The sequence below is a fragment of the Lysinibacillus sp. GW823-FHT02G10 genome, assembly GCF_058797135.1.
This window is the reverse complement of record NZ_JBXAJI010000001.1, coordinates 1,135,660-1,156,447: the sequence shown is the minus strand read 5'-3', so window position 1 is coordinate 1,156,447 and position 20,788 is coordinate 1,135,660. Positions and strand designations below refer to the sequence as shown.

The 20,788-nt window shown below is 38.8% G+C and carries 22 protein-coding genes and 1 other annotated feature; of the genes, 9 read left to right on the top strand and 13 right to left on the bottom strand.

Going from position 1 to position 20,788, the window contains the following annotated elements; genetic code table 11:
- Nucleotides 1-108 precede the first annotated feature (108 nt).
- Nucleotides 109-1,782 (bottom strand): arginine--tRNA ligase, encoded by a 1,674-nt coding sequence (argS, locus tag AC1RFD_RS06070; protein WP_492474619.1) that lies wholly within the window; start codon nt 1,780-1,782, stop codon nt 109-111.
- A 44-nt stretch (nt 1,783-1,826) separates the two neighbouring features.
- Nucleotides 1,827-2,046 (bottom strand) — a binding site (T-box leader).
- An 80-nt stretch (nt 2,047-2,126) separates the two neighbouring features.
- Nucleotides 2,127-4,013 carry an FAD-dependent oxidoreductase gene (locus AC1RFD_RS06065; RefSeq protein ID WP_492474617.1) on the bottom strand — a complete coding sequence of 629 codons (1,887 nt, stop codon included), beginning with the start codon at nt 4,011-4,013 and terminating at the stop codon, nt 2,127-2,129.
- 600 nt (nt 4,014-4,613) lie between these two features.
- On the opposite strand from AC1RFD_RS06065, the gene AC1RFD_RS06060 reads away from it, so the two are divergent.
- Both AC1RFD_RS06060 and AC1RFD_RS06055 read left to right on the top strand, forming a co-directional pair.
- Nucleotides 4,614-6,218: an ABC-F family ATP-binding cassette domain-containing protein gene (locus AC1RFD_RS06060; protein WP_004230062.1), complete on the top strand. Its 1,605-nt coding sequence runs from the start codon at nt 4,614-4,616 to the stop codon at nt 6,216-6,218.
- A 129-nt stretch (nt 6,219-6,347) separates the two neighbouring features.
- Nucleotides 6,348-7,067: a metallophosphoesterase family protein gene (locus tag AC1RFD_RS06055; protein WP_048392870.1), complete on the top strand. Its 720-nt coding sequence runs from the start codon at nt 6,348-6,350 to the stop codon at nt 7,065-7,067.
- Between the two features lie 57 nt (nt 7,068-7,124).
- On the opposite strand, the gene AC1RFD_RS06050 is transcribed toward AC1RFD_RS06055, so the two are convergent.
- The 4 genes from AC1RFD_RS06050 to AC1RFD_RS06035 all read right to left on the bottom strand — a co-directional run bounded on the left by AC1RFD_RS06050 (nt 7,125) and on the right by AC1RFD_RS06035 (nt 10,443).
- Nucleotides 7,125-7,871 carry an amidohydrolase family protein gene (locus tag AC1RFD_RS06050; RefSeq protein ID WP_288582546.1) on the bottom strand — a complete coding sequence of 249 codons (747 nt, stop codon included), beginning with the start codon at nt 7,869-7,871 and terminating at the stop codon, nt 7,125-7,127.
- Between the two features lie 201 nt (nt 7,872-8,072).
- Nucleotides 8,073-9,308, bottom strand: coding sequence for a beta-ketoacyl-ACP synthase II (gene fabF, locus AC1RFD_RS06045; RefSeq protein ID WP_492474615.1), 1,236 nt, complete (start codon nt 9,306-9,308; stop codon nt 8,073-8,075).
- Between the two features lie 26 nt (nt 9,309-9,334).
- Nucleotides 9,335-9,892 carry a TetR/AcrR family transcriptional regulator gene (locus AC1RFD_RS06040; protein WP_048392873.1) on the bottom strand — a complete coding sequence of 186 codons (558 nt, stop codon included), beginning with the start codon at nt 9,890-9,892 and terminating at the stop codon, nt 9,335-9,337.
- 80 nt (nt 9,893-9,972) lie between these two features.
- The gene (locus tag AC1RFD_RS06035) at nt 9,973-10,443 is read right to left on the bottom strand and encodes a DinB family protein (protein ID WP_016993631.1); all 471 of its coding nucleotides are present in this window, start codon (nt 10,441-10,443) and stop codon (nt 9,973-9,975) included.
- A 169-nt stretch (nt 10,444-10,612) separates the two neighbouring features.
- Between AC1RFD_RS06035 and AC1RFD_RS06030 the strand changes: the two genes are divergently transcribed.
- The gene (locus AC1RFD_RS06030; protein WP_048392874.1) at nt 10,613-11,251 is read left to right on the top strand and encodes a hypothetical protein; all 639 of its coding nucleotides are present in this window, start codon (nt 10,613-10,615) and stop codon (nt 11,249-11,251) included.
- Between the two features lie 58 nt (nt 11,252-11,309).
- Nucleotides 11,310-12,125 carry a S1C family serine protease gene (locus AC1RFD_RS06025; protein WP_492474613.1) on the top strand — a complete coding sequence of 272 codons (816 nt, stop codon included), beginning with the start codon at nt 11,310-11,312 and terminating at the stop codon, nt 12,123-12,125.
- Nucleotides 12,126-12,186: 61 nt separating this feature from the next.
- Here the strand turns inward: AC1RFD_RS06025 and AC1RFD_RS06020 are convergent, their stop codons facing one another.
- The 3 genes from AC1RFD_RS06020 to AC1RFD_RS06010 all read right to left on the bottom strand — a co-directional run bounded on the left by AC1RFD_RS06020 (nt 12,187) and on the right by AC1RFD_RS06010 (nt 13,660).
- Entirely contained in the window at nt 12,187-12,678 is a 492-nt protein-coding gene (locus tag AC1RFD_RS06020) for a YkvA family protein (RefSeq protein ID WP_066036791.1), read from the bottom strand.
- A 274-nt stretch (nt 12,679-12,952) separates the two neighbouring features.
- Complete coding sequence (locus AC1RFD_RS06015) at nt 12,953-13,153, bottom strand: cold-shock protein (RefSeq protein WP_004230088.1); 201 nt, start codon at nt 13,151-13,153, stop codon at nt 12,953-12,955.
- 222 nt (nt 13,154-13,375) lie between these two features.
- A complete protein-coding gene (locus AC1RFD_RS06010) occupies nt 13,376-13,660 on the bottom strand; it encodes a DUF1033 family protein (protein WP_492474612.1) in 285 nt (94 codons plus the stop codon).
- A 123-nt stretch (nt 13,661-13,783) separates the two neighbouring features.
- Between AC1RFD_RS06010 and AC1RFD_RS06005 the strand changes: the two genes are divergently transcribed.
- The 3 genes from AC1RFD_RS06005 (at nt 13,784) to AC1RFD_RS05995 (ending at nt 16,216) form a co-directional block, all read left to right on the top strand.
- Entirely contained in the window at nt 13,784-15,511 is a 1,728-nt protein-coding gene (locus AC1RFD_RS06005) for a globin-coupled sensor protein (protein WP_257961003.1), read from the top strand.
- A 45-nt stretch (nt 15,512-15,556) separates the two neighbouring features.
- Nucleotides 15,557-15,838, top strand: coding sequence for an acylphosphatase (locus AC1RFD_RS06000; protein ID WP_016994023.1), 282 nt, complete (start codon nt 15,557-15,559; stop codon nt 15,836-15,838).
- A 111-nt stretch (nt 15,839-15,949) separates the two neighbouring features.
- Entirely contained in the window at nt 15,950-16,216 is a 267-nt protein-coding gene (locus tag AC1RFD_RS05995) for a CPCC family cysteine-rich protein (RefSeq protein WP_016994024.1), read from the top strand.
- 94 nt (nt 16,217-16,310) lie between these two features.
- Here the strand turns inward: AC1RFD_RS05995 and AC1RFD_RS05990 are convergent, their stop codons facing one another.
- A complete protein-coding gene (locus tag AC1RFD_RS05990; protein WP_048392884.1) occupies nt 16,311-16,523 on the bottom strand; it encodes a hypothetical protein in 213 nt (70 codons plus the stop codon).
- Nucleotides 16,524-16,939: 416 nt separating this feature from the next.
- On the opposite strand from AC1RFD_RS05990, the gene AC1RFD_RS05985 reads away from it, so the two are divergent.
- The gene (locus AC1RFD_RS05985; RefSeq protein WP_004230101.1) at nt 16,940-17,590 is read left to right on the top strand and encodes a 5-bromo-4-chloroindolyl phosphate hydrolysis family protein; all 651 of its coding nucleotides are present in this window, start codon (nt 16,940-16,942) and stop codon (nt 17,588-17,590) included.
- Nucleotides 17,587-18,654, top strand: coding sequence for a toxic anion resistance protein (locus AC1RFD_RS05980; protein WP_009371332.1), 1,068 nt, complete (start codon nt 17,587-17,589; stop codon nt 18,652-18,654). The genes AC1RFD_RS05985 and AC1RFD_RS05980 overlap by 4 nt, the downstream gene beginning before the upstream one ends.
- A 48-nt stretch (nt 18,655-18,702) precedes the next feature.
- Here AC1RFD_RS05980 and AC1RFD_RS05975 read toward each other — a convergent pair whose 3' ends face one another.
- The 3 genes from AC1RFD_RS05975 to AC1RFD_RS05965 all read right to left on the bottom strand — a co-directional run bounded on the left by AC1RFD_RS05975 (nt 18,703) and on the right by AC1RFD_RS05965 (nt 20,633).
- A complete protein-coding gene (locus AC1RFD_RS05975) occupies nt 18,703-18,900 on the bottom strand; it encodes a DUF6501 family protein (protein WP_048392887.1) in 198 nt (65 codons plus the stop codon).
- A gap of 263 nt (nt 18,901-19,163) precedes the next feature.
- Complete coding sequence (locus AC1RFD_RS05970; protein WP_004230107.1) at nt 19,164-19,895, bottom strand: amino acid ABC transporter ATP-binding protein; 732 nt, start codon at nt 19,893-19,895, stop codon at nt 19,164-19,166.
- Nucleotides 19,896-19,907: 12 nt separating this feature from the next.
- On the bottom strand, nt 19,908-20,633 hold the full coding sequence (locus AC1RFD_RS05965) for an amino acid ABC transporter permease (protein ID WP_004230111.1): 726 nt from the start codon (nt 20,631-20,633) through the stop codon (nt 19,908-19,910).
- Between the last annotated feature and the right edge of the window lie 155 nt (nt 20,634-20,788).

The following is a 20,788-nucleotide window of genomic DNA, read 5'->3' as shown; positions in this document are numbered from 1 at the left end:
ACGCAGCCTTCATTTATGAAAAGCTTGCATGGATTCCTCTATCCTTTTATCATGTTTTCGATGGTTGGTCAATGATTGGACAGTTTACCTTTACATGGCTAAGGCTTCTTACATATTTTCAGGTGATTCAATACCTAATAAGGCTAATGACTCTTTTAAAACAATAGCAACACTCTGACATAATGCAAGACGGGATGCTTGCTGTTCATCTTCTGCTAATATTTTGTACTGTGCATAATATTTATTAAATAAACGTGCCAGTTGTAAGGCATATTTCGCTATTTGGGACGGATCAGCCTGCTCAAAAGCCATAGCTACCGTTTTAGGAAATTGTTCTAGTAATAAAATAATCGGCCAAGCCTGCTCTCCTAAAGATTTGAATAGCATATCTTGAGTCGGAGCTTTCTTTTTATCTAAAATAGAGCAAATACGTGCATATGTATACTGTACATATGGCCCTGTTTCACCTTCAAAATTCATCATTTGCTCGATTGAAAATTCTATATCGTTGAGACGATAGGATTTTAAATCATTAAAAATTACCGCTCCAACCCCCACTTGCTTTGCGACTTGCTCTTTGTTAGGTAGAGAAGGGTTTTTCTGCTCCATATTACGCTGTGCCGTCGTTATAGCTTCTGCTAGTACATCAGCTAATAACACCACTTTACCTTTACGCGTCGACATTTTTTTGCCATCCTTCAGCATCATGCCAAATGACACATGTTGCAGATTCTTTGCCCAAGGATAGCCCATTTTTTCGATGACCTGAAAAAGTTGTTTAAAGTGGAGGGACTGCTCATTGCCAACAACGTAGAACATCTTTTGGGGCTGGTAGTGCTGTTGGCGATACAGGGCTGCTGCTAAATCACGCGTCGCATAAAGCGTGGCTCCATCCGTTTTCGTTATTAAACATGGAGGCATCTCCTCCATCTCCACAACATACGCACCTTCTGATTCCACGAGGAGCCCTTTTTCTTTTAATTCTGTTACAACGGACGGCATTTTGTCATTGTAAAAGGCTTCACCTATAAAGGCATCAAAATGAATTCCTAATAGCTCATATATTGTTTGAAATTCTACGAATGACACATCTCGGAACCATTGCCATAATGCGTGTGCCTCTTCATTACCGCCCTCCAATGCTTTAAAGGCGGCACGAGCCTGTTCATTGAGCGTTTGGTCTTGCTCAGCCTCTTCATGAAACTTCACATAAATCTTTAATAACTCCTCTATTGGTGATGCTGAAATAGCTTGTTTATCACCCCAAAGCTGATAAGCAACAATAAGCTTGCCAAATTGTGTACCCCAGTCCCCTAAATGATTGATACGAATGGCTTGATAGCCATTTTTTTCTGCAATATTTGCTAAGGCATTGCCGATGACCGTTGAACGTAAATGTCCCATCGAGAATGGCTTGGCGATATTAGGAGAGGAAAAATCTAAGACGACCGTTCCCATCTTTGTTGGCGTAGTACCATATTGTTGCTTGTCGCGCAGAATCTTGCGTAACACCTGTTGCGTCACCTTTTGTTGATCAAGAAAAATATTGACATAGCCACCAACAGCTTGCACACGCTCGATACTGTCATGATTTAATTGACTTGCTATCTGTGTTGCGATACTCTGCGGTGATTTTTTCCACACTTTTGCTAGAGTAAAGCATGGAAAGGCTACGTCCCCTAGCTCCAAGCTTTTTGGTTTTTCTAATAATGACAATATGTCCTCTCCTATTATTTGCTGCTTTAATGTGACTGCTATACTGTCGGCGATTTGTTGATTCATTTTGCTCCTCCTCCTGTTCAAATAAAAAAGCCCTCGCCTCTATAATTAGAGACGAGAGCATGATAATCCCGTGGTACCACTCTAGTTGCCATGTCACATGACCACTTTCCATTGTTAACGAGGTGACGCCCCGCTATTCTCTACTATTTGTTCGAGAATCTTCTCCAAAGTGCGCTTCATTCATGCTTCCTGTATTAGGCTCCCACCATCCCTAACTCGCTTGCCAGTCATTCCATCAATTACTCTCTTTTTCATCGAATTTTTTATGATTTTGACATATATTACAGGACTTTCTAATTGGCGTCAACCCTTTTTTACGTTGCCGTTTCAGCAAAAAACGCTCCTCACAAGGAGGAACGTTTTTTTTCTACATAATGAATCACATCAGCCATAATCGCATACATCTCTTTTAATTTTAATTTCTTATTATCAGAGACTTTCTTCGCTACTTTCTCCGTGACAATTCCTTTTTCTACTAATGTATCCCAGCTAGTCGCATTGGATTCACCCATGAGGACGTCAGCCAAATATTGAGCTAACTCATCTCGCTCAATAGCTTCATCGCCTTGATTATAAACTTTATTGATGACAATTTCGAGCTGGTCCTTCATTCCTGCTGCACTTTCTCCACCAGCACGTAGCATGCTCTCTTTTAACATTTTAGCAAACTTTATTTTCGTCGCCTTACTGTCTACTTTTAGGTCATTATCATAGCCGCCCACAACAAGGCCGTAATTAATGAGGGTTTGAATGGCTTCATCATACCATTCTCCTTGATATGGATACTCAATTGAAAATGAATCAACATAGGCACCTTGTTTAGCTAATTGCTTTCGTAATGTAGCGATTAATGATTTATCCTTACTCATGTCTCTAAAGGTTACATCGTGCTTCTGTGCAAGAGCAGCCGCAGTCCCAGCCGCTTCACCTGTCACCATCCCTGTTGGAACAATACGTGCACTACCAGCTGCAAGTGAAGAATAACCAGCAGAGCGTCCGACAACCAGTAAGCCATCAATATCCTTCGGTACTAAAGACCGGAAAGGAATAGCATATTGCTTTGGTGCAGCGATCACATAGCCATAATCATGAGGCGTTTGCGCTTGCACATCGACTGGATAAGAAGCAATGCCAATGCTATCCCACTGATCACTATTTTTCCACAGGTCTGCCATTGGTAATTGATACTCTGCCCAAATATGTCTCGTTTCTCGGACGTAGAGTTCTTCTGGATAGCTGACAATTTCAGCCTTTTCAAACCCTGGGAAGTTTGTTTGTAAATATTTTAGAATGTGTAACGTTTCTTTCTTCCCAGCGACAATCGCCGCTTGTTTTGAGGATTCATTCAAGCCATCAATACCAAAAATCTGTAAGGCATTGATGAAATATTCATCATCTACACGAGCTAAGTTTAACCCTCGTAATCTTGTACCCTCTTGTAATGGCTTGTATTCATCATGTAGCTTTGTAAAGCCCCACATCACCGTATGATTTAAATTAGCACCGCCAAATACACCGGAATTAGCCGCTTTTTTGACTTCATCCCAATTGACATTTTTTAAATGTAGCATTAAAGTCACAGCCATACGCTTATCCTTTATGCCAATATCTTCTCCGCCCACAAAGAAAGGAACGCCCGACAAGGCAGCAAAATCAGCATCCTGTGTAGCATCTATGAATGATTTCCCCGTCACAACATATGTACCGTACTCATTTTTTAATTCCACAGACGTTAATTGTTGTTGTTTGACATTTGCTTTCACAACCTCGGTTTGCACGGATAACGTTAAGTTGGGCTCTTCATCGATTAGCTTTTTAAAGGCTGCCTTAGCACCTACAATGCCAAAAGCGTCATTCCCTCTAACAAGCTCATGCCATTCCTTAAATATTCCCTCACTAATCGAGTTGTTATGGCCATCACGAGGAATGTCGAGGAAATTCAGCATACCATATGTAAATAAACCACCTAACTCTTGTCGTTTTTCGACCAGCAATGTTTTCGCACCATTTCGAGCAGCAGCCACAGCCGCAGCCACTCCCTCTGGCTCACCACCGATGACAATAACATCATATTCTTCCTCTATATGTTCAATTGGTTCTGGCTTTTTATACTCATCTACTAATTTATTGTATGCCATAGAGTTTGTTATTTCTTTAATAAAATAGTAGCTACCAAACCCAACTAAAACTACTATTACACAAGTGGCTGTCCATAATAAGCCCTTACCCATAATATACCTCCAATTGTTAAAATTTCCATCGATGTGTTTATTTAATCATCATTCCCGCCACAAGGGCTGAATGTCCTAGTTGAACGCAGGCATAGCATATCATTACCACAAACGAATAATTCTTTAGCTTACAGCATTCTTATATGAAATTATCATCAAGATAAATGAATGAAATCATTTATGAGGATTGTGATGTTTTTCGTCTAACTTTAGCAACATCTATCTAGTATAAATGAAAGAGCCACGAATAGCTGGCATTCAAAACGGGGATGGGCTTGTGGGCACCAGTGATGATTTACTTGATATATAAACAGTCAGAATCATTTTAGACGAAACCTTTGTGAATAAGCAACTAAAATCCCCGTGGTAAATGATGTCATTTTTCTATTCTTTTTCAAAAATAGTTAATCACACTACAATATAGACGCCTCACTCTCAAAGAAAGTTACACCAAATTTAAATTTTTTATTGTATCTTTATTCAGTTTATGTTTAACAAAAAATGTGGAAAGAACGCCAAACCTTGATTTAATAATGTTTATAGACTATGGAACATATTTCATGCTATACTAGAGCCATTGTGAAAAAAGGAGGAACTTGCATGATTCAAGTTAGTAATGTAGGTCTTCGCTATGGCGATCGTAAACTATTTGAAGACGTAAATATAAAATTCACACCAGGCAATTGCTACGGTTTAATTGGGGCAAATGGTGCTGGTAAATCAACATTTTTAAAAATCCTTTCTGGTGAAATTGAAGCGCAGGAAGGAAATGTATCGATGGGTAAGGACGAACGTTTATCTGTCCTGAAACAAAACCACTTCGAATACGATGAGCATACAGTGCTCGACACAGTTATTATGGGGAATAAACGCCTATATGACGTGAAAACAGAAAAAGACGCTATCTATGCAAAGGAAGATTTCTCAGATGAGGATGGCATGCGTGCTGCAGAGTTAGAAGGTGAATTTGCAGAGCTAAACGGTTGGGAAGCTGATTCAGAAGCGGCTACACTATTAAACGGTTTAGGTATCTCCGATGATCTTCATTACATGCTAATGGGCGATCTTGAAGGTTCTGACAAAGTTAAAGTATTACTGGCACAGGCACTGTTTGGTCAGCCTGATGTACTATTACTCGATGAGCCTACCAACCACCTTGACTTAAAGGCAATTCAGTGGCTGGAAGAGTTCCTGATTAACTTTGAGAATACAGTTATTGTTGTATCCCATGACCGTCACTTCTTAAATAAAGTATGTACACATATTGCGGATTTGGACTTCTCTAAAATCCAATTATATGTAGGGAACTATGATTTCTGGTATGAATCTTCTCAATTAGCGCAAAAAATGGCACAAGACCAAAATGCGAAAAAAGAAGAGAAAATTAAAGAATTACAAGCGTTTATCGCACGTTTCTCTGCCAATGCTTCTAAATCGAAGCAAGCAACATCTCGTAAAAAAATGCTTGATAAAATTGAGCTTGATGATATTAAGCCATCAAGCCGTAAATATCCATTCATCAACTTCCAAATCGGGCGTGAAATTGGTAACGATGTCCTAACAGTAGACGGTCTAACAGCAAGTCATGAAGGCGAAACGCTATTCAAGGACATGCGCTTCTCGATGAACAAAGAAGATAAAATTGTTTTACTTGGTAGCCCAATGGCGAAAACAGCACTTCTTGATATTTTAATGGAAGAAAAAGAAGCGGATGCTGGCACATTTAAATGGGGGGTAACGACATCTCAAAGCTACTTCGAAAACGATCATGACAAGTACTTCGAAGGTTCTGAAAAAACATTAGTAGAATGGTTACGTCAATATTCTCCAGACGATGAAACAGAAAGCTTCCTTCGTGGTTTCCTAGGACGTATGCTGTTCTCTGGTGAAGAAGTGAAGAAATCCCCTGCTGTTCTTTCTGGGGGCGAAAAGGTACGTTGTATGCTATCGAAAATGATGCTTGCGACAGCAAATGTTATTTTATTAGATGAACCTACGAACCACCTTGACCTTGAATCTATTCAAGCATTGAACGAAGGCTTAATTCGTTTCAAAGGCGCAATGATTTTCACATCACATGACCATCAGTTCATCCAAACAATTGCTAACCGTGTCATCGAAATCCGTGAAGACGGCTCTATTTTAGATAAGCAGTTAACATATGATGAATTCCTAGAGTGGAAAGATAGCCAAGGCTTAAGCTAAGCTTTACAAAAATCCTCTACCCATAGTGGGTAGAGGGTTTTTTTGTATTTTGTGTTTATATGGTTTTTAAAGGATTAAAAGGATTTTTATTGAATGATATAGTATAGCATTAATGAGGGGGTAATCTTCGTGAAGAAAATTGCAATTATATCAGATATTCATGGGAATAAAACGGCATTAGAGGCCGTATTAAAAGACATTCGCTTAAGAAAGATTGACAGAATTTTTTGTTTAGGTGATTTAATCGGCAAGGGCCCTCAAGGTTCTGCCTGTATAGAACTTATCCAACAGAATTGTGAACAAGTCGTACGAGGCAATTGGGACGTATTTATTCAATCCCCTACTGACAATGATTTTCTCCAATGGTTTAAAGATCGATTAACAGCAAAAGACTATCAATATCTCGGGTCATTACCCTTCCATATTGATCTTGAATTAAATGAACAGCTCATAAGATTTTTCCATGCGTCTCCAAGAAGTGAATTTGAACGTATCCTACCAAATCATCCACTTGAAAAGCGTTTATCTATGTTTGAGAATACGGCAGTAACCAATTCAAGCCATTACAAGAAACATCCTGATATTGTGTTCTATGGCGATATCCATACAACTTTTTTACATACATATAAACAAGGAATTCTTTGTAATGTAGGGAGTGTTGGTAATTCACTTGACCTAACTTCTGCTTCCTATGCCATTCTAGATGGAACACAGTCAAACAATGCCATCCAATTTATTAGAGTAGCATATGACCGAGAGGCTGAGCTAATGATCGCAAAAGAACTAGGTATGCCTCAATTAGATCAGTATTATAATGAAATTATGTTTGCCAACTATCGAAATGCTTAGTACCGTCATAATTAAAAAAGAATCCATTTTCATGCCAACATGGATTCTTTTTTATATTCAACGCTGAAAATACCATTGTAGCGCATTCTTGTAGAGGATTTTATCAGCAGCCTGTTGATCAAATAGCTGTTGAATCAATTCCACATCCCCATAATTAAAAGGTCGTTTAGCTCTTGTAGACGGGCAATCTGTTCCAAACATGAGGGCATCTGGATTAGCATTATAAATCGCTTGTAAAGCATGCTTCACATCCAGCTCCACACGACCAAAGCCAGTCGCCTTGACACGTACTCCCTTATCAACAAGCTTTAATAAATGTGGCAGCCCTTCTTCCGACAACCCTAAATGATCGATGGAGATGGCTGGTAATGCTTCAATTGTCGAGGCTATCTCCGGTATTTCCTTCGCATCGATATATAATTCACTATGCCAGCCCACCAAATCATAAACCCGTCGTGCAAAGGTTTCTAGCTGTGATAAATCCTCTGAGCCACCTCGTCTACTATTAAAGCGTAATGCCCGTACCCCATTGTTATGTAAATGTACAATTTCATCATCCGTGACCGTATTAGGTAATTGCGTTACCCCACAAAACGTGGGACCCAGTTGTTTCAATGCTTTTAAAAGATAGGCTTGGTCAAATCCTTGAAAAGATCCTGATACAATGGCGCCTCCCGCTATCTGGAGACTCACTGTGTCCTTTTGATAATCCTCTACTACATAGCTTGGTGGCATATAACCTTGATTTTCGATAATCGGAAAATTAAAGTCAATGATATGAAAGTGTGCATCAAAGATTCGCATCATTTGTCCCCCTTTACCTTTGAATTTACCATACTCTAACTATAAGTTATAATACGAATTTCTAGCTATTTATCATAAGGAAAACTTATTGAATTGCAATAGCTTAAGTTCCTTCTTCTCTTTTCAAGTTGATAAAACAAACGTAAAAAATGGTATGAACGATTAAATTCATACCATTCTTTTTAGCTAATAGCTAATGCCTTATTCCTCAAATTTTTTAAATGCTAGCACAGCATTATGACCACCAAAGCCAAACCCATTCGATAGCGCAAAGTTAACGTCTTGATGAAGTGCCTCATTAGGAACATAGTTTAAATCACATTCGGGATCTGGTGTTTCATAATTGATGGTTGGTGGAATAATGCCATCCATTATACTTTTCAATGTAATAATGGCTTCAATTCCACCGGCCGCGCCAAAGAGATGTCCTGTCATCGATTTTGTGGAGCTAACCTTTAGTTGATAGGCATGGTCACCAAAAACGTGTTTAATAGCCTTTGTTTCAGATTTATCTCCCTCTGGAGTACTTGTGCCGTGTGCGTTGATATAATCGATAGCTGACCCATCGATAGCACCCATTTTTAATGCCAGCTTCATGGCATTGGCAGCACCCGTAAAATCAGGAGCTGTAATATGATAAGCATCTGTTGTCACACCATAGCCAACAATCTCACCCAGAATCGTAGCACCCCTTTGTTTGGCGTGTTCATACTCCTCTAGGAATACGATGCCAGCTCCTTCAGACATGACAAAGCCATCCCGCTCGCTATCGAATGGTCGACTGGCCTTTGTTGGCTCTTCATTCCTAGTGGACATGGCTTTCATGCGGGAGAATCCTGCAAAGCTAAGTGGATTGATCGGTGCCTCCGCTCCGCCTGCTAAAATGCCATCCGCATAGCCATGTCGAATCGCTAAGAAAGCTTCTCCAATCGCCTGGTTTCCTGTCGCACAGGCAGAAACAGGTGAAAAGCTTGGTCCTTTAAAGCCCGTTTTGATTGCTAGTATTCCTGCAGCCATATTGCTAATCATCATCGGCACCATAAATGGTGACACCTTCCTAGGCCCTTGATTGAGCATCGCTTGATGATTTTCTAAAATCGTTTCAATGCCCCCAATGCCAGAGCCAATGTAAACGCCTAAACGCTCCTTATCTACCTGTTCCATATTTAAATTGGCTTGTGTCAGAGCTTGCTGGGCAGCGGCAACAGCATATTGCACAAATAGATCATATTTACTGATTTCTTTTTTATCCATATACAGCGTTGCATCGAAATCCGCACTCGTCCCAGCAATTTGCGTATTAATGCCGCTAAATGCCTCCCCTTGAATTTTTTGAATCCCTGATTCTCCTGCCTTAATATTCTCCCATAAGGCTGATACCGAATTACCTAACGGGGAAACAACACCATATCCAGTAACAACGACTCTTCGTACCATGCACATCGCTCCTTCTCGTTCATGTCTTACTTTAACAGTTCCTTTAATTGCTCCAGCATCTTTTGAAAGAACGCTTCTCCTACAACACGTTTATATTGTAATGCCCCTTTCGTACTTGAAATCAGTAATACAGCTAGAGCCTCCAAATCATTAGTAGCTTGGAGTGCGCCCTGTTGTTTAGCTTCTTTCAATAGCTCAACAAAGACATCGATTTCCATTTGACTAAGCTGCTGAAGTTTTTCTTGCATTGGTTGCGGTAATTCTTGATAATCCGCCTGTAAAGCTGATATAGGGCAAATGCCGTCTTGCTCTAGAAATTTTATTCGCTGCATAATAAAGGCAAATGGCTTTTCCTCAGCTGGCAAAGTGGACTCCTTCATCAATGTAAAAGTTCTCTCTAATCCTTGTTGAATTCTTTCGCAAACAGCAATCCCTAAGTCTCCCTTCTTCTCGAAATGATAGTGAATACTGGCTTTCGTGACGCCAAGCTCCTTTGCTAAATGCTCATAACTAAATGATGTGAATCCTTTTTCCTGAATATTCTTCAATGTTAATTCTATAATTTGCATTTTTCTATTTGTCATGGCTTTATACTAACTTACTAGTAGGTAAGTGTCAATCTAAAAAATGCAGCAGATAAACGATTTATCTGCTGCTCGCGTAATTATTGCATTTCCTTTGTTGGTCCCATCACGCCAGGTACTGGTAAACCTGCTTGACGTAGTAGGACCGTCATTTGTCCACGATGATGTGTTTGATGGTCAATTAATACACGTAATAAAGCCCCTTTTGGCATCGGCGCTTTAAAGCCTGTTACTACCTCTAGTAACTCTTCATTCGAAAGCTTAGCCACTTCCTCTTTAATACCATTTGCTACGCTTTCATAGGCTGTCACGATCTCAGCCGCAGTCGTTGGCACAGGATCTTCTTGACGAATCATTGGTACTTTTAACCCTGCTAGATAGCTAAAATATCCTGCTGCTCCAACTAAATGCCAGCCTAACCAACCAAGTGTACTGTGACCCTCTACAATGCTTTGCTGAAGCTTGTCATCTGTTAAAGCCTGTAATACCTGTAGTGTCCCGTTTGATGCATTTGACCATTCTTGTAAGAAATCATCTACATGTCTATACATGTCTTTGCCCCCCATTTTTTCACTTCATTTCTATCATAGATAATTTTCCATGCTGTTACAAGTTTTCATTTAATAGTTTACATAATAATATTATTTATATAATCTCATATTATTCGTATAACACTCCTCGTTCACGTATAATGAAAGAAAATAGCGAAGGAGTGTGCCCATGAGATACCCTGTTCTAGTACTTTCTGTAGTATTTTTACTGGCTGGCTGTCGTGAAGAAGTTCAGGAAGAGCCTGTGCCAGCTCCAACACCATCTGTGGAAGACAAGCAAGCAGTGGAACAAGATCAAACGTCACTTCTCTCCTATTTTCCACCTGATGGATCTGTTGCTTCTTTTCAAGGGGAAGGAAATGAATTTGCTAGCTTCACACTAAAAACTACCTACCTCGATACACAGCATATCGTACAAATAGAGGATAATGGTGGTGTGACACTATTAAAAATCTACCGCATAACGGATACAAGTATTGATCTTGTCTATCGAGAACCTGTTGACAGTAATCCAAGCATGCCAAGTGCAGCTGAGGCAGCATCTTATCCTGTACTGGAAACCGTACTTCAAAAGCCTTTACAAGTCGGGACAAGCTTTCAAGGTTGGACAATTGAATCAACGACCGCTACTGTTGATACTGGTACAACGGTCTATCAAGATGTCATCCAGCTAAGTCGCTCTGAAGATCAAATGACCACAACCAAATATTTTGCAAAGGACATTGGTCTAATTCGCAAAGAGGATACGATGGAAACAGAGCAAGATGAGCCATTTGTTGTGACATCAACCTTGCAAAAAATAGAATAATTGAAAGAAAACAGGCGTCCTGCTTGGGCGTCTGTTTTTTAGCAAAGGAGGCCAATCAATGAGTGATATACATAATGCAACACCAAAGCAAGATGAATTAACGGAAGAAGAATTTATTGAACTTGTACTCGAGGAACAGCAAGAAGCATTAGCACAGGCGCGAGAAGAACGCATTTATGGAAAAAAGCCAAAAAAACAAAAGCCTCTTGTACGCTGGATCGTGTGGGGTATGGCACTAGTGCTGTTTTTCAATACATTTGCCCTCATTTTTCAAATCTACTCCATACCTGCGCTTGAATTTATCAAGGTTTCAACGCGGCTCTCTGCACAAGAAGATATACAAACCTATAAAAAGGCAGTCGTTGAAATTTCAACAGGCTCCAGTAAAGGCACTGGTTTTGCCATCTCACCAGATGGTCTGATTGTCACCAACGCCCATGTTGTCGAACATGCCACAACATTATCAGTTGTCTTTCCTGATGAGGGACTGATGGAAGCAACATTAATCGAGAGCTATCCAGCCGTAGATTTAGCCTTTGTACAGGTGCAAGCTGAGCAACTTCCCTATCTACCTCTTGCAGAAGATCCACCTTACACTGTTAATGAACATGTCTATTTTATTGGAAATCCACTTGCTTTCACCGGCATCGCTAATGAAGGAACATTGCTAGAAGCCATTCAATTAGAAGATTGGCAGGAGCCAGTTAGGATGCTAAAAGCTCCTGTTTATCGGGGCAATAGTGGTAGCCCTGTAATCGATCAACATGGTGAGGTCATTGGGGTTATCTTTGCCACGATGAAATATGAGCCCATTGGAAATGTTGGCCTAATTGTACCTGTACAACAACTCCGAAATTTATTAGAAGAGCAATAAAAAATGAACCTGTAATAAGCAGGTTCATTTTTATAGGGCGTCTTAGGTTTACATAATATTATTATTTATCTTTACTTTCTTGCTTGACGAACTGAGCAATTGGCGATTTTACAGGAATTTTACTGACAACCTCATCACTCACTTCTGCAACCTTTTGTAGCACATGTAAAAGCTTGTCATCCCCTGTCCAATGCTTTTCCACTACATCTGGACCCAACTTATTAATAATGGTATTTACCACAAAAGTTGCTAGTACAACATCATCTAAATAGCCACCAAAGCCTAGCAGTCCTTCTGGCATTAAATCCATCGGTAATACAAAATACGCAATGGATGCCCCAATTAATGCACGACTCTTTTTATCTACACCCGCATCGGTTACTGTTTTAATTAACAAATGAAATAAATCAGGCACAAACATTAAATACGGAGTAAACTTGTTACTTTTTCCCTTTTTCGACCCAAGGAAAGCTACTAATTTTGTACGTAGTTTCTGATAAAAATCCTGTTGCTCCTGTTCTTCAGGCAATTTTTCTTCATTATTCACATTCATCTGCCTCCTTCTTTACAGCGATGCGCTATTTTGGCGGGGCTACCCTCCATTTTATGGGGTTATCCGCTACTTTTGTGCAGCTATCCTTCAGTTTCACATAGCTATCCGCTACTTTTATAGCGCTATCCTTTACTTTTGCATGGCTATCCGCCACTACTATATATTTAACCTAAAATAGGATTTGTAATCCTTAAACTTGCAAATGATACAAAAAAGACATCCTATTTGCATAGGATGTCTTGGGTTTAACGAAAGTAATTTTAATTACTGAGAATTAAAGTTTAGTTACGTTAGCAGCTTGTGGTCCGCGGTTGCCATCTACAACTTCGAATTCCACTTTTTGACCTTCGTCAAGAGTTTTGAAACCTTCGCCTTGGATAGCTGAGAAGTGTACGAATACGTCGTTTTCACCTTCAACTTCGATGAATCCAAAACCTTTTTCTGAGTTAAACCATTTTACTGTACCTTGTTTCATTTAAGAAAACCTCCAAAAAATAAAAGTGAACAATATGTAATTTCTTCAGCGATTGAAAAAAATTCACATATTACAAAGAGTACCGAACTAACGCGATCACTTTTTGTAATATGTGAATTCATGTTTCCGGTGAAGCAATTAAATTGTTAAGTTAAGTATAACTGCCATCCATAATTTTGTCAAATAAAGAAAAAATCTTTTTTACTTTTTTTCAAAATTTTTTTACTTCTCTTCTATTTTACACGCAATTATTCCATGATATACTTGTGCATCATCATCGCAAGCCTCACAGTAAAAGCTTTCATCCTCAGACCAAAAAGCCCAATACTTCTCCTCTTTCGTTGCCTCATTATCGTAAGAGGAACGAAAATGCGCTAATTTTTGCTGTAATGCACGTTCAAAGAGCTCCTTCGTGTCAAATGTATCTTCAGTTTGAATATAAGCTTCCCAGCCTTCAAATTTCCACCAAGGCTCATAGTCCGCTTTCATGTAAATAATTGTATACATATTTGCCCATTCCTTGCTGTCATAAGATAGTTTCATTTTAGCAAACACAATTGAAATGTCTATTAAAACCACCTGAATTATGCTATTATTACCTTATTATACATACTTTTTGGAGGTATTTTTATGTTTTCAAGTATTCGACCTAAAGCAGAGCTAGAAGAACTACTCAAACGTGGTACAGATTTACATGCAACAGGCCGATTTTACCAAACACTGGCATTCAATCATTTCACTTCACAAGATGAGGAGCACTTAAAGGCACTCTATCAAAAGCTCAAAGACATTACCCCTTCCATGAATGCCATTTTTCATCATTATTTAAGCGAGATATCCCCTACCTCTCAATTAATCATTAGTGAAGAAAATATTAATCAATACTTAACACAGTTTTTCTTAGCAACTCGTGATGATCATTATGTAGATGAAACTGTCAAATTTTTCAATCTATTCCGCAAGCATCAATACGAGCCTGGTAAATTAATTGTTGTCTTCAACCAATTTGCCTTCTATATTACTACATATATTTTATACAATTTTGGTATCAAGCCAAATAAAGCATTTCAATATATGAAATCATTCCAATCCGCTGTCAATGTCGATCAAGAATTATTAGTGGAAGTGTTAACAGAACGCATTATTGAAAATGTGGTAGGAGAAGTATCTTCTTTAATGGATGTCAATGCCAAAATTATGTACATGAAAGATTTAGTTTTTAGCCTAGATAAGCAAAATGAAGAGATTCAATCCTCTACTGCTGCCACAGAACAGATTGCAGCTTCTATCAATGAGGTTGCACGCATGTCTTCTCATATATCAGAGAAAACAACTGAATCTGTTGACCATGCTACAAAAGGTAAAAACGCTATTGAGCATGCCCTATCGGAGATTTTTAAAACAGAGGAGACCTTTACATCCATTGTTGACTCATTTTCGGAATTACAAAAAAGGGTAAATGATATTGAGCAGGTTGTCACATTAATCAATCAAATCGCCGATCAAACGAATCTACTCGCACTTAATGCCTCCATTGAAGCAGCGCGTGCAGGTGAACATGGGAAAGGCTTTGCGGTCGTTGCACAGGAAGTACGAAAGCTTGCTGAAAACACGGTAGCTGCGCTAAGTGAAGTATCCGCAAATGTTCATCATTTAAAGAGTTATTCGAATGATGTTTCTAACTCAATTACAGATACGACAGCTATTATTAAAGAAGCAACCGTTGAAGCAAAAGATTCGTTACCATTATTAAATGCCATTGTTCAAGCGATTGAGGGTATTAATTTAGATGTGACAAATACGGCTGCCATTTCCCAGGAACAAGCAGCCGCGATTGATGAAGTTTCAGCAAGAATGATCGAAATTTCAAGCTTGCAGGAAGATATTCGTGATTATAGTCATAATACATCCAGCGATATTCATTTATTAGGGAAAGAAATTAACCGTTTCCGTAATGATCTTATTGCTAACAATAATGTACAGCTTTCATCTATTGCCCTACTACAATTATCGAAGGCGGATCATATTTTATGGAAATGGCGCATTTATAACATGTTCCTTGGCCTAGAAAACGTTGATCCAAGCGATGTTTCTTCTCATAGAGACTGTCGACTTGGCAAATGGTACACTGCGCCTCGTACAGTCGAACGTTTCGGTCATTTACAGGACTATCATGAATTAGATGGCTATCATTTACGCGTCCATGAATCAGCGAAGCTTGCGGCTGAAGCCCATAAAGCGGGTCATATCGAACAAGCTGATGTTCATCTAAAAGAAGTCGATGAGGCATCTAAGCATGTACTTTATCACATTAATAACTTAATTGCCTATTTAGAAAAAGAACGTGTCATGCAATAAAAGGAGAGGTTCGCCCCTCTCCTCTATTAAGTAGGAGGTATTCCCTTGAACAAACGAGCAAGTATAAAATTTTTTGGTGATGTCTATGGCACAGGCTACCGATTCTTCATCAAGCAAAAAGCTATTGAATTAGGGTTAAAAGGATACTGTCGATTGAATGACGCAGAGCAAATTGAGGTGGAAGTGGAGGGCTCAGAAAAGGCACTCAATGAATTTCTCCTTTTTGTCCAAAAAGGCGTTAGTCCCCAAGCCGATTCCAATTCATTTTCTTTAGAATTATACGATGATTTAAAAGGCTATATACGTATGGAGTCAGACATTGTTTAATGTCTGGCTTTTTTGTAGTGTTGTTGGGTTCAACAAATTTTAAACTAACACGGCGTTTTGTCATATAGGAAGTATGATAAAATTATCGAAAAATATTTGGGAGTGATTATAATGAAATTTACTTGTCCTTGTTGCGGATATAAGACAATGAAAGGAAAACCACCAGGTACATACGAGATATGTGAAATTTGTTTTTGGGAAGATGACGGCGTTCAATTTTATGATTATGACTTTGGAGGTGGAGCTAATACGCTATCCTTAAGGCAAGCACAGAAAAATTTTAATATATTTGGTGCATGCGAAGAACGATGTATTGCGTTTGTAAGAAAACCAAACGAAAAAGACGAAAAAGATTCAAATTGGAAGCCGTTTTTCTAGAGAGCTGACACTGGGCTATGGGTTCTTTGAATGATGCCTCCTCTCCTAGTTATTGAAATCAAAAAAGTCATGCTCTTAAGAACATGACCTATCATCATTTTTTGATTTTTATTTTTTGAATGGCAGCAACTAATATCGATTCATCAGTGATTTTCACATATTGATTTTTAGATTCCTTCATATAGCCTTCTTTGTTTAAATAGGCTTTTAATTTTGATTTTTTCTCAAAGACTTTTTCTTTCACTTTCTGTTCACTTACTGGTTCATCCATATTTTTTGTAATAGACACCAGAAAAATTTTCGTCATCCTATATCCCCCTTTGTATCAGTTACGAATTCATTTGGAAAAAGTTTCATACAAGACTCATTCATTTTGGATGAAGATGCTCTTCTTAGAGAATAAACCGCTCCTTTTCGAGTTGGAGCCGCTCATGGATCTCACTTAACAGCTCGCTTTGAGGCAGAAGCCGCTCTTGAATCAAATTACGCTCCTCTATTCAGTAATCGAGATGCAAAAAATCGCTCATTTCGATGTCAGAATGGCTCCTTAGGATAACAAAACCGACTTATTCATCGAAACAACTCACTTATTCTATGTATTATCATTGAGAAAGTTCACAAATAGCAGTAAAATTTATGTAAGGGATTAATTTTCAATGAAACTTTATGTCGATTATTTCGTATAAGAAGATAGACATATTGAAAAGCAAGGAGGATGAAACAATGCTTAGTGTCGGACAGTTTTTCTCTAGACATAGTGCCAGCTTTCTTATTTCGCTCACAACTGTTTCTATCGCAGCAATTGCGGCAAATCCTGGATTCTTCCTTGGTGGTTTACTGTTTGCGGGTTCCTATGCGACGAGTACAGCGTTGCTGAAACATAGACAAAAAAAGAAAGTCATGCAAATAGCAGGCATCACAAAAGAAGAATTCAAACACATTGAAACACAAGTATTAACAGCTAATAAGCATATTCAAACATTGAGTCAAAACTATTTACGTGTACGTTCTGTTTCAGCGTTTAAACAACTACTTGAAATGACGCGTATCTCCAAAAATATCGTCAAAATCGTCAAGACAGACCCACGTAAATTTTATAATGTGGAACCATTTTTCTATGCACACTTACCTTCTGCTGTAGAATTAACGGATAAATATACAATGCTTTCCAAGCAGCCAGTGAAGGATAAGGAAATTCAATTAACTTTATCCAAAACACGTGAAACCCTAACTGATTTGAATGACACAATTCAAATTGATTTGAAGGATGCGCTTGCAAATGATATCGATCATCTGCAAATGGAGATTGAATTCGCAAATCGTTCCAATCTTAGACGTAGAGAACAATTGGACTGGCGAGGCGATGATAAATGACAGCAAACGAACACGCATTTCAACTAAATACCATACCAGGGCTTTCTCCACTAGTCCAATCCTATTTAGAAACAACTCCGCAAAACGAGGCGATGGCGACTTATGAAACGCTATCGCCTCTTGCACAAAGTCGTGCATTACTGTATGCCAGTCAAATCGATTTGACTGATTTTGAATCATTGCTGTCCCTTGGGCAAGATTCACAGCGAGCTCTGTCTCAATTTGCCGACCGCATGCTTGCTCAAGTAAAGCAAAAGGATGTCACTAAAATTGGTCAAATGCTGGATTCTTTAATGCAGACGTTAGATCGAGTAGATCCGACTGCTTTGGAACCAAAAAAGCAAACCTTTTTCAAAAAAATCTTTGGCAAAACCGAGCCTAATGTGAAGCAAACACTCACAGAATTTGAACGTATTAGTATACAGGTGGAGCGCATTGGCGTTCAGCTAGAACGTGCACAGCTTCAGCTGATAAAAGATGTTGAAAACTTAGAGGCGCTTTATGCCCATAATCGAGGATTTTTTGAGGAATTGGCAACGGCGATTGCCGCAGGACAAATGAAAAAGCAGCAAGCCATTGAGGTAGAGCTACCTGCACAAATAACGAGTGTCCAAGCTACCAAACAGCCACTTGCGATCCAGCAATTAAATGACTTTGCTGCTCAAATCGAAAGACTCGATCAACGTATTTATGATTTACAAGTATCACAGCAAGTCGCTCTGCAAACAGCTCCTCAAATTCGTATGATTCAGCAGGCCAATCAAACATTAGCTGAAAAAATTGAGTTTTCTATCGTTACCTTGATTCCGCTCTGGAAAAACCAACTGGCGATGATGCTATCGATGCATATGGATCATCATTATGCACGTTTAGAGGAGCGATTATCAAGGGCTCATGATCGCTTCTCAAGTCCCACGTTTGAACAGCAAGTTTCGAAGTTTAAAGAAACACAGCAAGAGCTGCAAACAGCAATTAAAGATGTCTTTGCCCTGCATACCGCAACTGAACAAGAGAAACAACAGCTACAGGATGTGGCGGGTGCTAGCAGCTATCAGCGAGATTAACAAAAAAATGGGTGGCTCAGCAAATGTTCTGAACCACCCTGTTTGTTTTTATTCAAAATAATCTTTATAGTAGCCACCGACATTACCTGTGTTGTCGATGATAAAAACGAACTCTTCTGTTTCATTTTTCACTTCATACTCTTTTCCTACTGTTAATACGTTTGATACTAAGTATTTCGATGCATTTGTATGTTTGCAAGTAACCGTTCGTAATGTTGGCGCATCTTTCCATTTTAAATGTAACATATTCTCTCTACCTCTCTTTACTAGCAAAAGCTAATGTCTATTGCTTATTTTATAATATTTTTGGTCTTTTGTGGAGAAAAAAGAAATACTATACCTATTCTATCCAAAAAAAATGAATATTTGAGGTGTTATGATGAGTTTTGGTGGTGTACCGCAATGGTTTTTTATCATTGCTGTAGCATTCGCAATCTGCTTTGTACTTTATGCAGAATGGAATTCTAGAAAATAAGTGAGTCCAACAGGTTGGACTCACTTTTTTGTGCTTATTTTAATGTACGCTTTAAAAATTCCTTCGTACGTTCATGTTGTGGATTGACTAATACTTGTGCTGGAGGGCCTTCTTCCACAATTACACCTTTATCCATAAAGACAACACGATCTGCTACTTCTTTGGCAAATTCCATCTCATGTGTCACGATGAGCATCGTATTGCCCTCGTTTGCTAGCTGACGCATTACCTTTAATACCTCACCCACCATTTCTGGGTCTAATGCGGATGTTGGCTCATCGAATAGCATTACATCAGGATTCATTGATAAGGCACGAGCGATGGCCACACGCTGCTTTTGTCCGCCTGAGAGTTGACGGGGCTTGGCATTCACATATTGATCCATGCCAACGATTTTCAAGTATTTAAGCGCCGTTTCTTCTGCTTCTTTTTTCGAACGTTTTAACACTTTGATTTGGCCCACTGTGCAATTACTTATGACATTGTGGTTGTTAAATAAATTGAACTGCTGGAACACCATGCCTAAATGTGTGCGATATTCTTGAATATTGTGCTTTTCATCTAGGATGTCTTCCCCTTTATAAATAATTTGACCGCCACTTGGCGTTTCTAATAAATTTATGCAACGAAGCAATGTGGATTTACCAGAGCCAGAGGAGCCAATTAAACAAACTACCTCCCCTTTTTCCACTTGGAAATTCACATCTTTTAACACTTGGTTACGTCCAAATGATTTACTTAAATGCTCGATTTTAATGACTGCCATTTGTGCGTCCCCCTATACGGCTTCTTTTTGTTCTTTTTGATAGGCATCAGGACCATCTAGACGTTTTTCAACATACAGAAGGATGCGAGATGCGGTAAATGTCATGATGAAATAAAGAACACATGCAACGAAGAATGATTCGAAATAACGGAAGTTGTTACCCGAAATTGATTTTGTTTGGAAGAATAATTCCGTTACTCCAATGACATTTAATACGGCTGTATCTTTAATATTCATGATTAATTGGTTACCTGTCGCTGGTAAAACATTACGCGCTACTTGTGGTAAGACAACATGAAGCATAATTTGGAAGTGATTCATGCCAATTGCTGATGCTGCCTCGTATTGACCATTATCAATGGATACAATACCGCCACGAACAATTTCTGCCATATATGCCCCAGTATTGAGGGAAACGACTAAAATACCTGCTGTAATAAAGTGCATATCGATACCGAATGCGATATCTAATCCGTAGTAGACAACCATAGCTTGTACAATCATTGGTGTACCACGGAAAAATTCAACATAGCATGTTAGTATAAAATTAATGAGCTTTAAGCTATAAAATTTCACACCTTTTTTACGAACTGGAATCGTATGCATAATTCCGATGAAAAATCCGATAAATGCACCAATAATTGTACTAATACTCGAAATCAGTAACGTATAATACGCACCTCGTAAAAACATTTGCCAGTTGTTTTCAATAATTGAAAGTATCCATTCAAGACTCATGATGTTCCTCCTAACAATGTCATCTTGCTCGCTTATTTCTTTTGTGTCCTAGCTCTTTCTACTATTCTATGATTTGTCACGCTAGGACATTATCATTATGTAGAGAGGTTCTCATTTTGATAATGATGAAATGATCATGCACGGACTAATTGCTA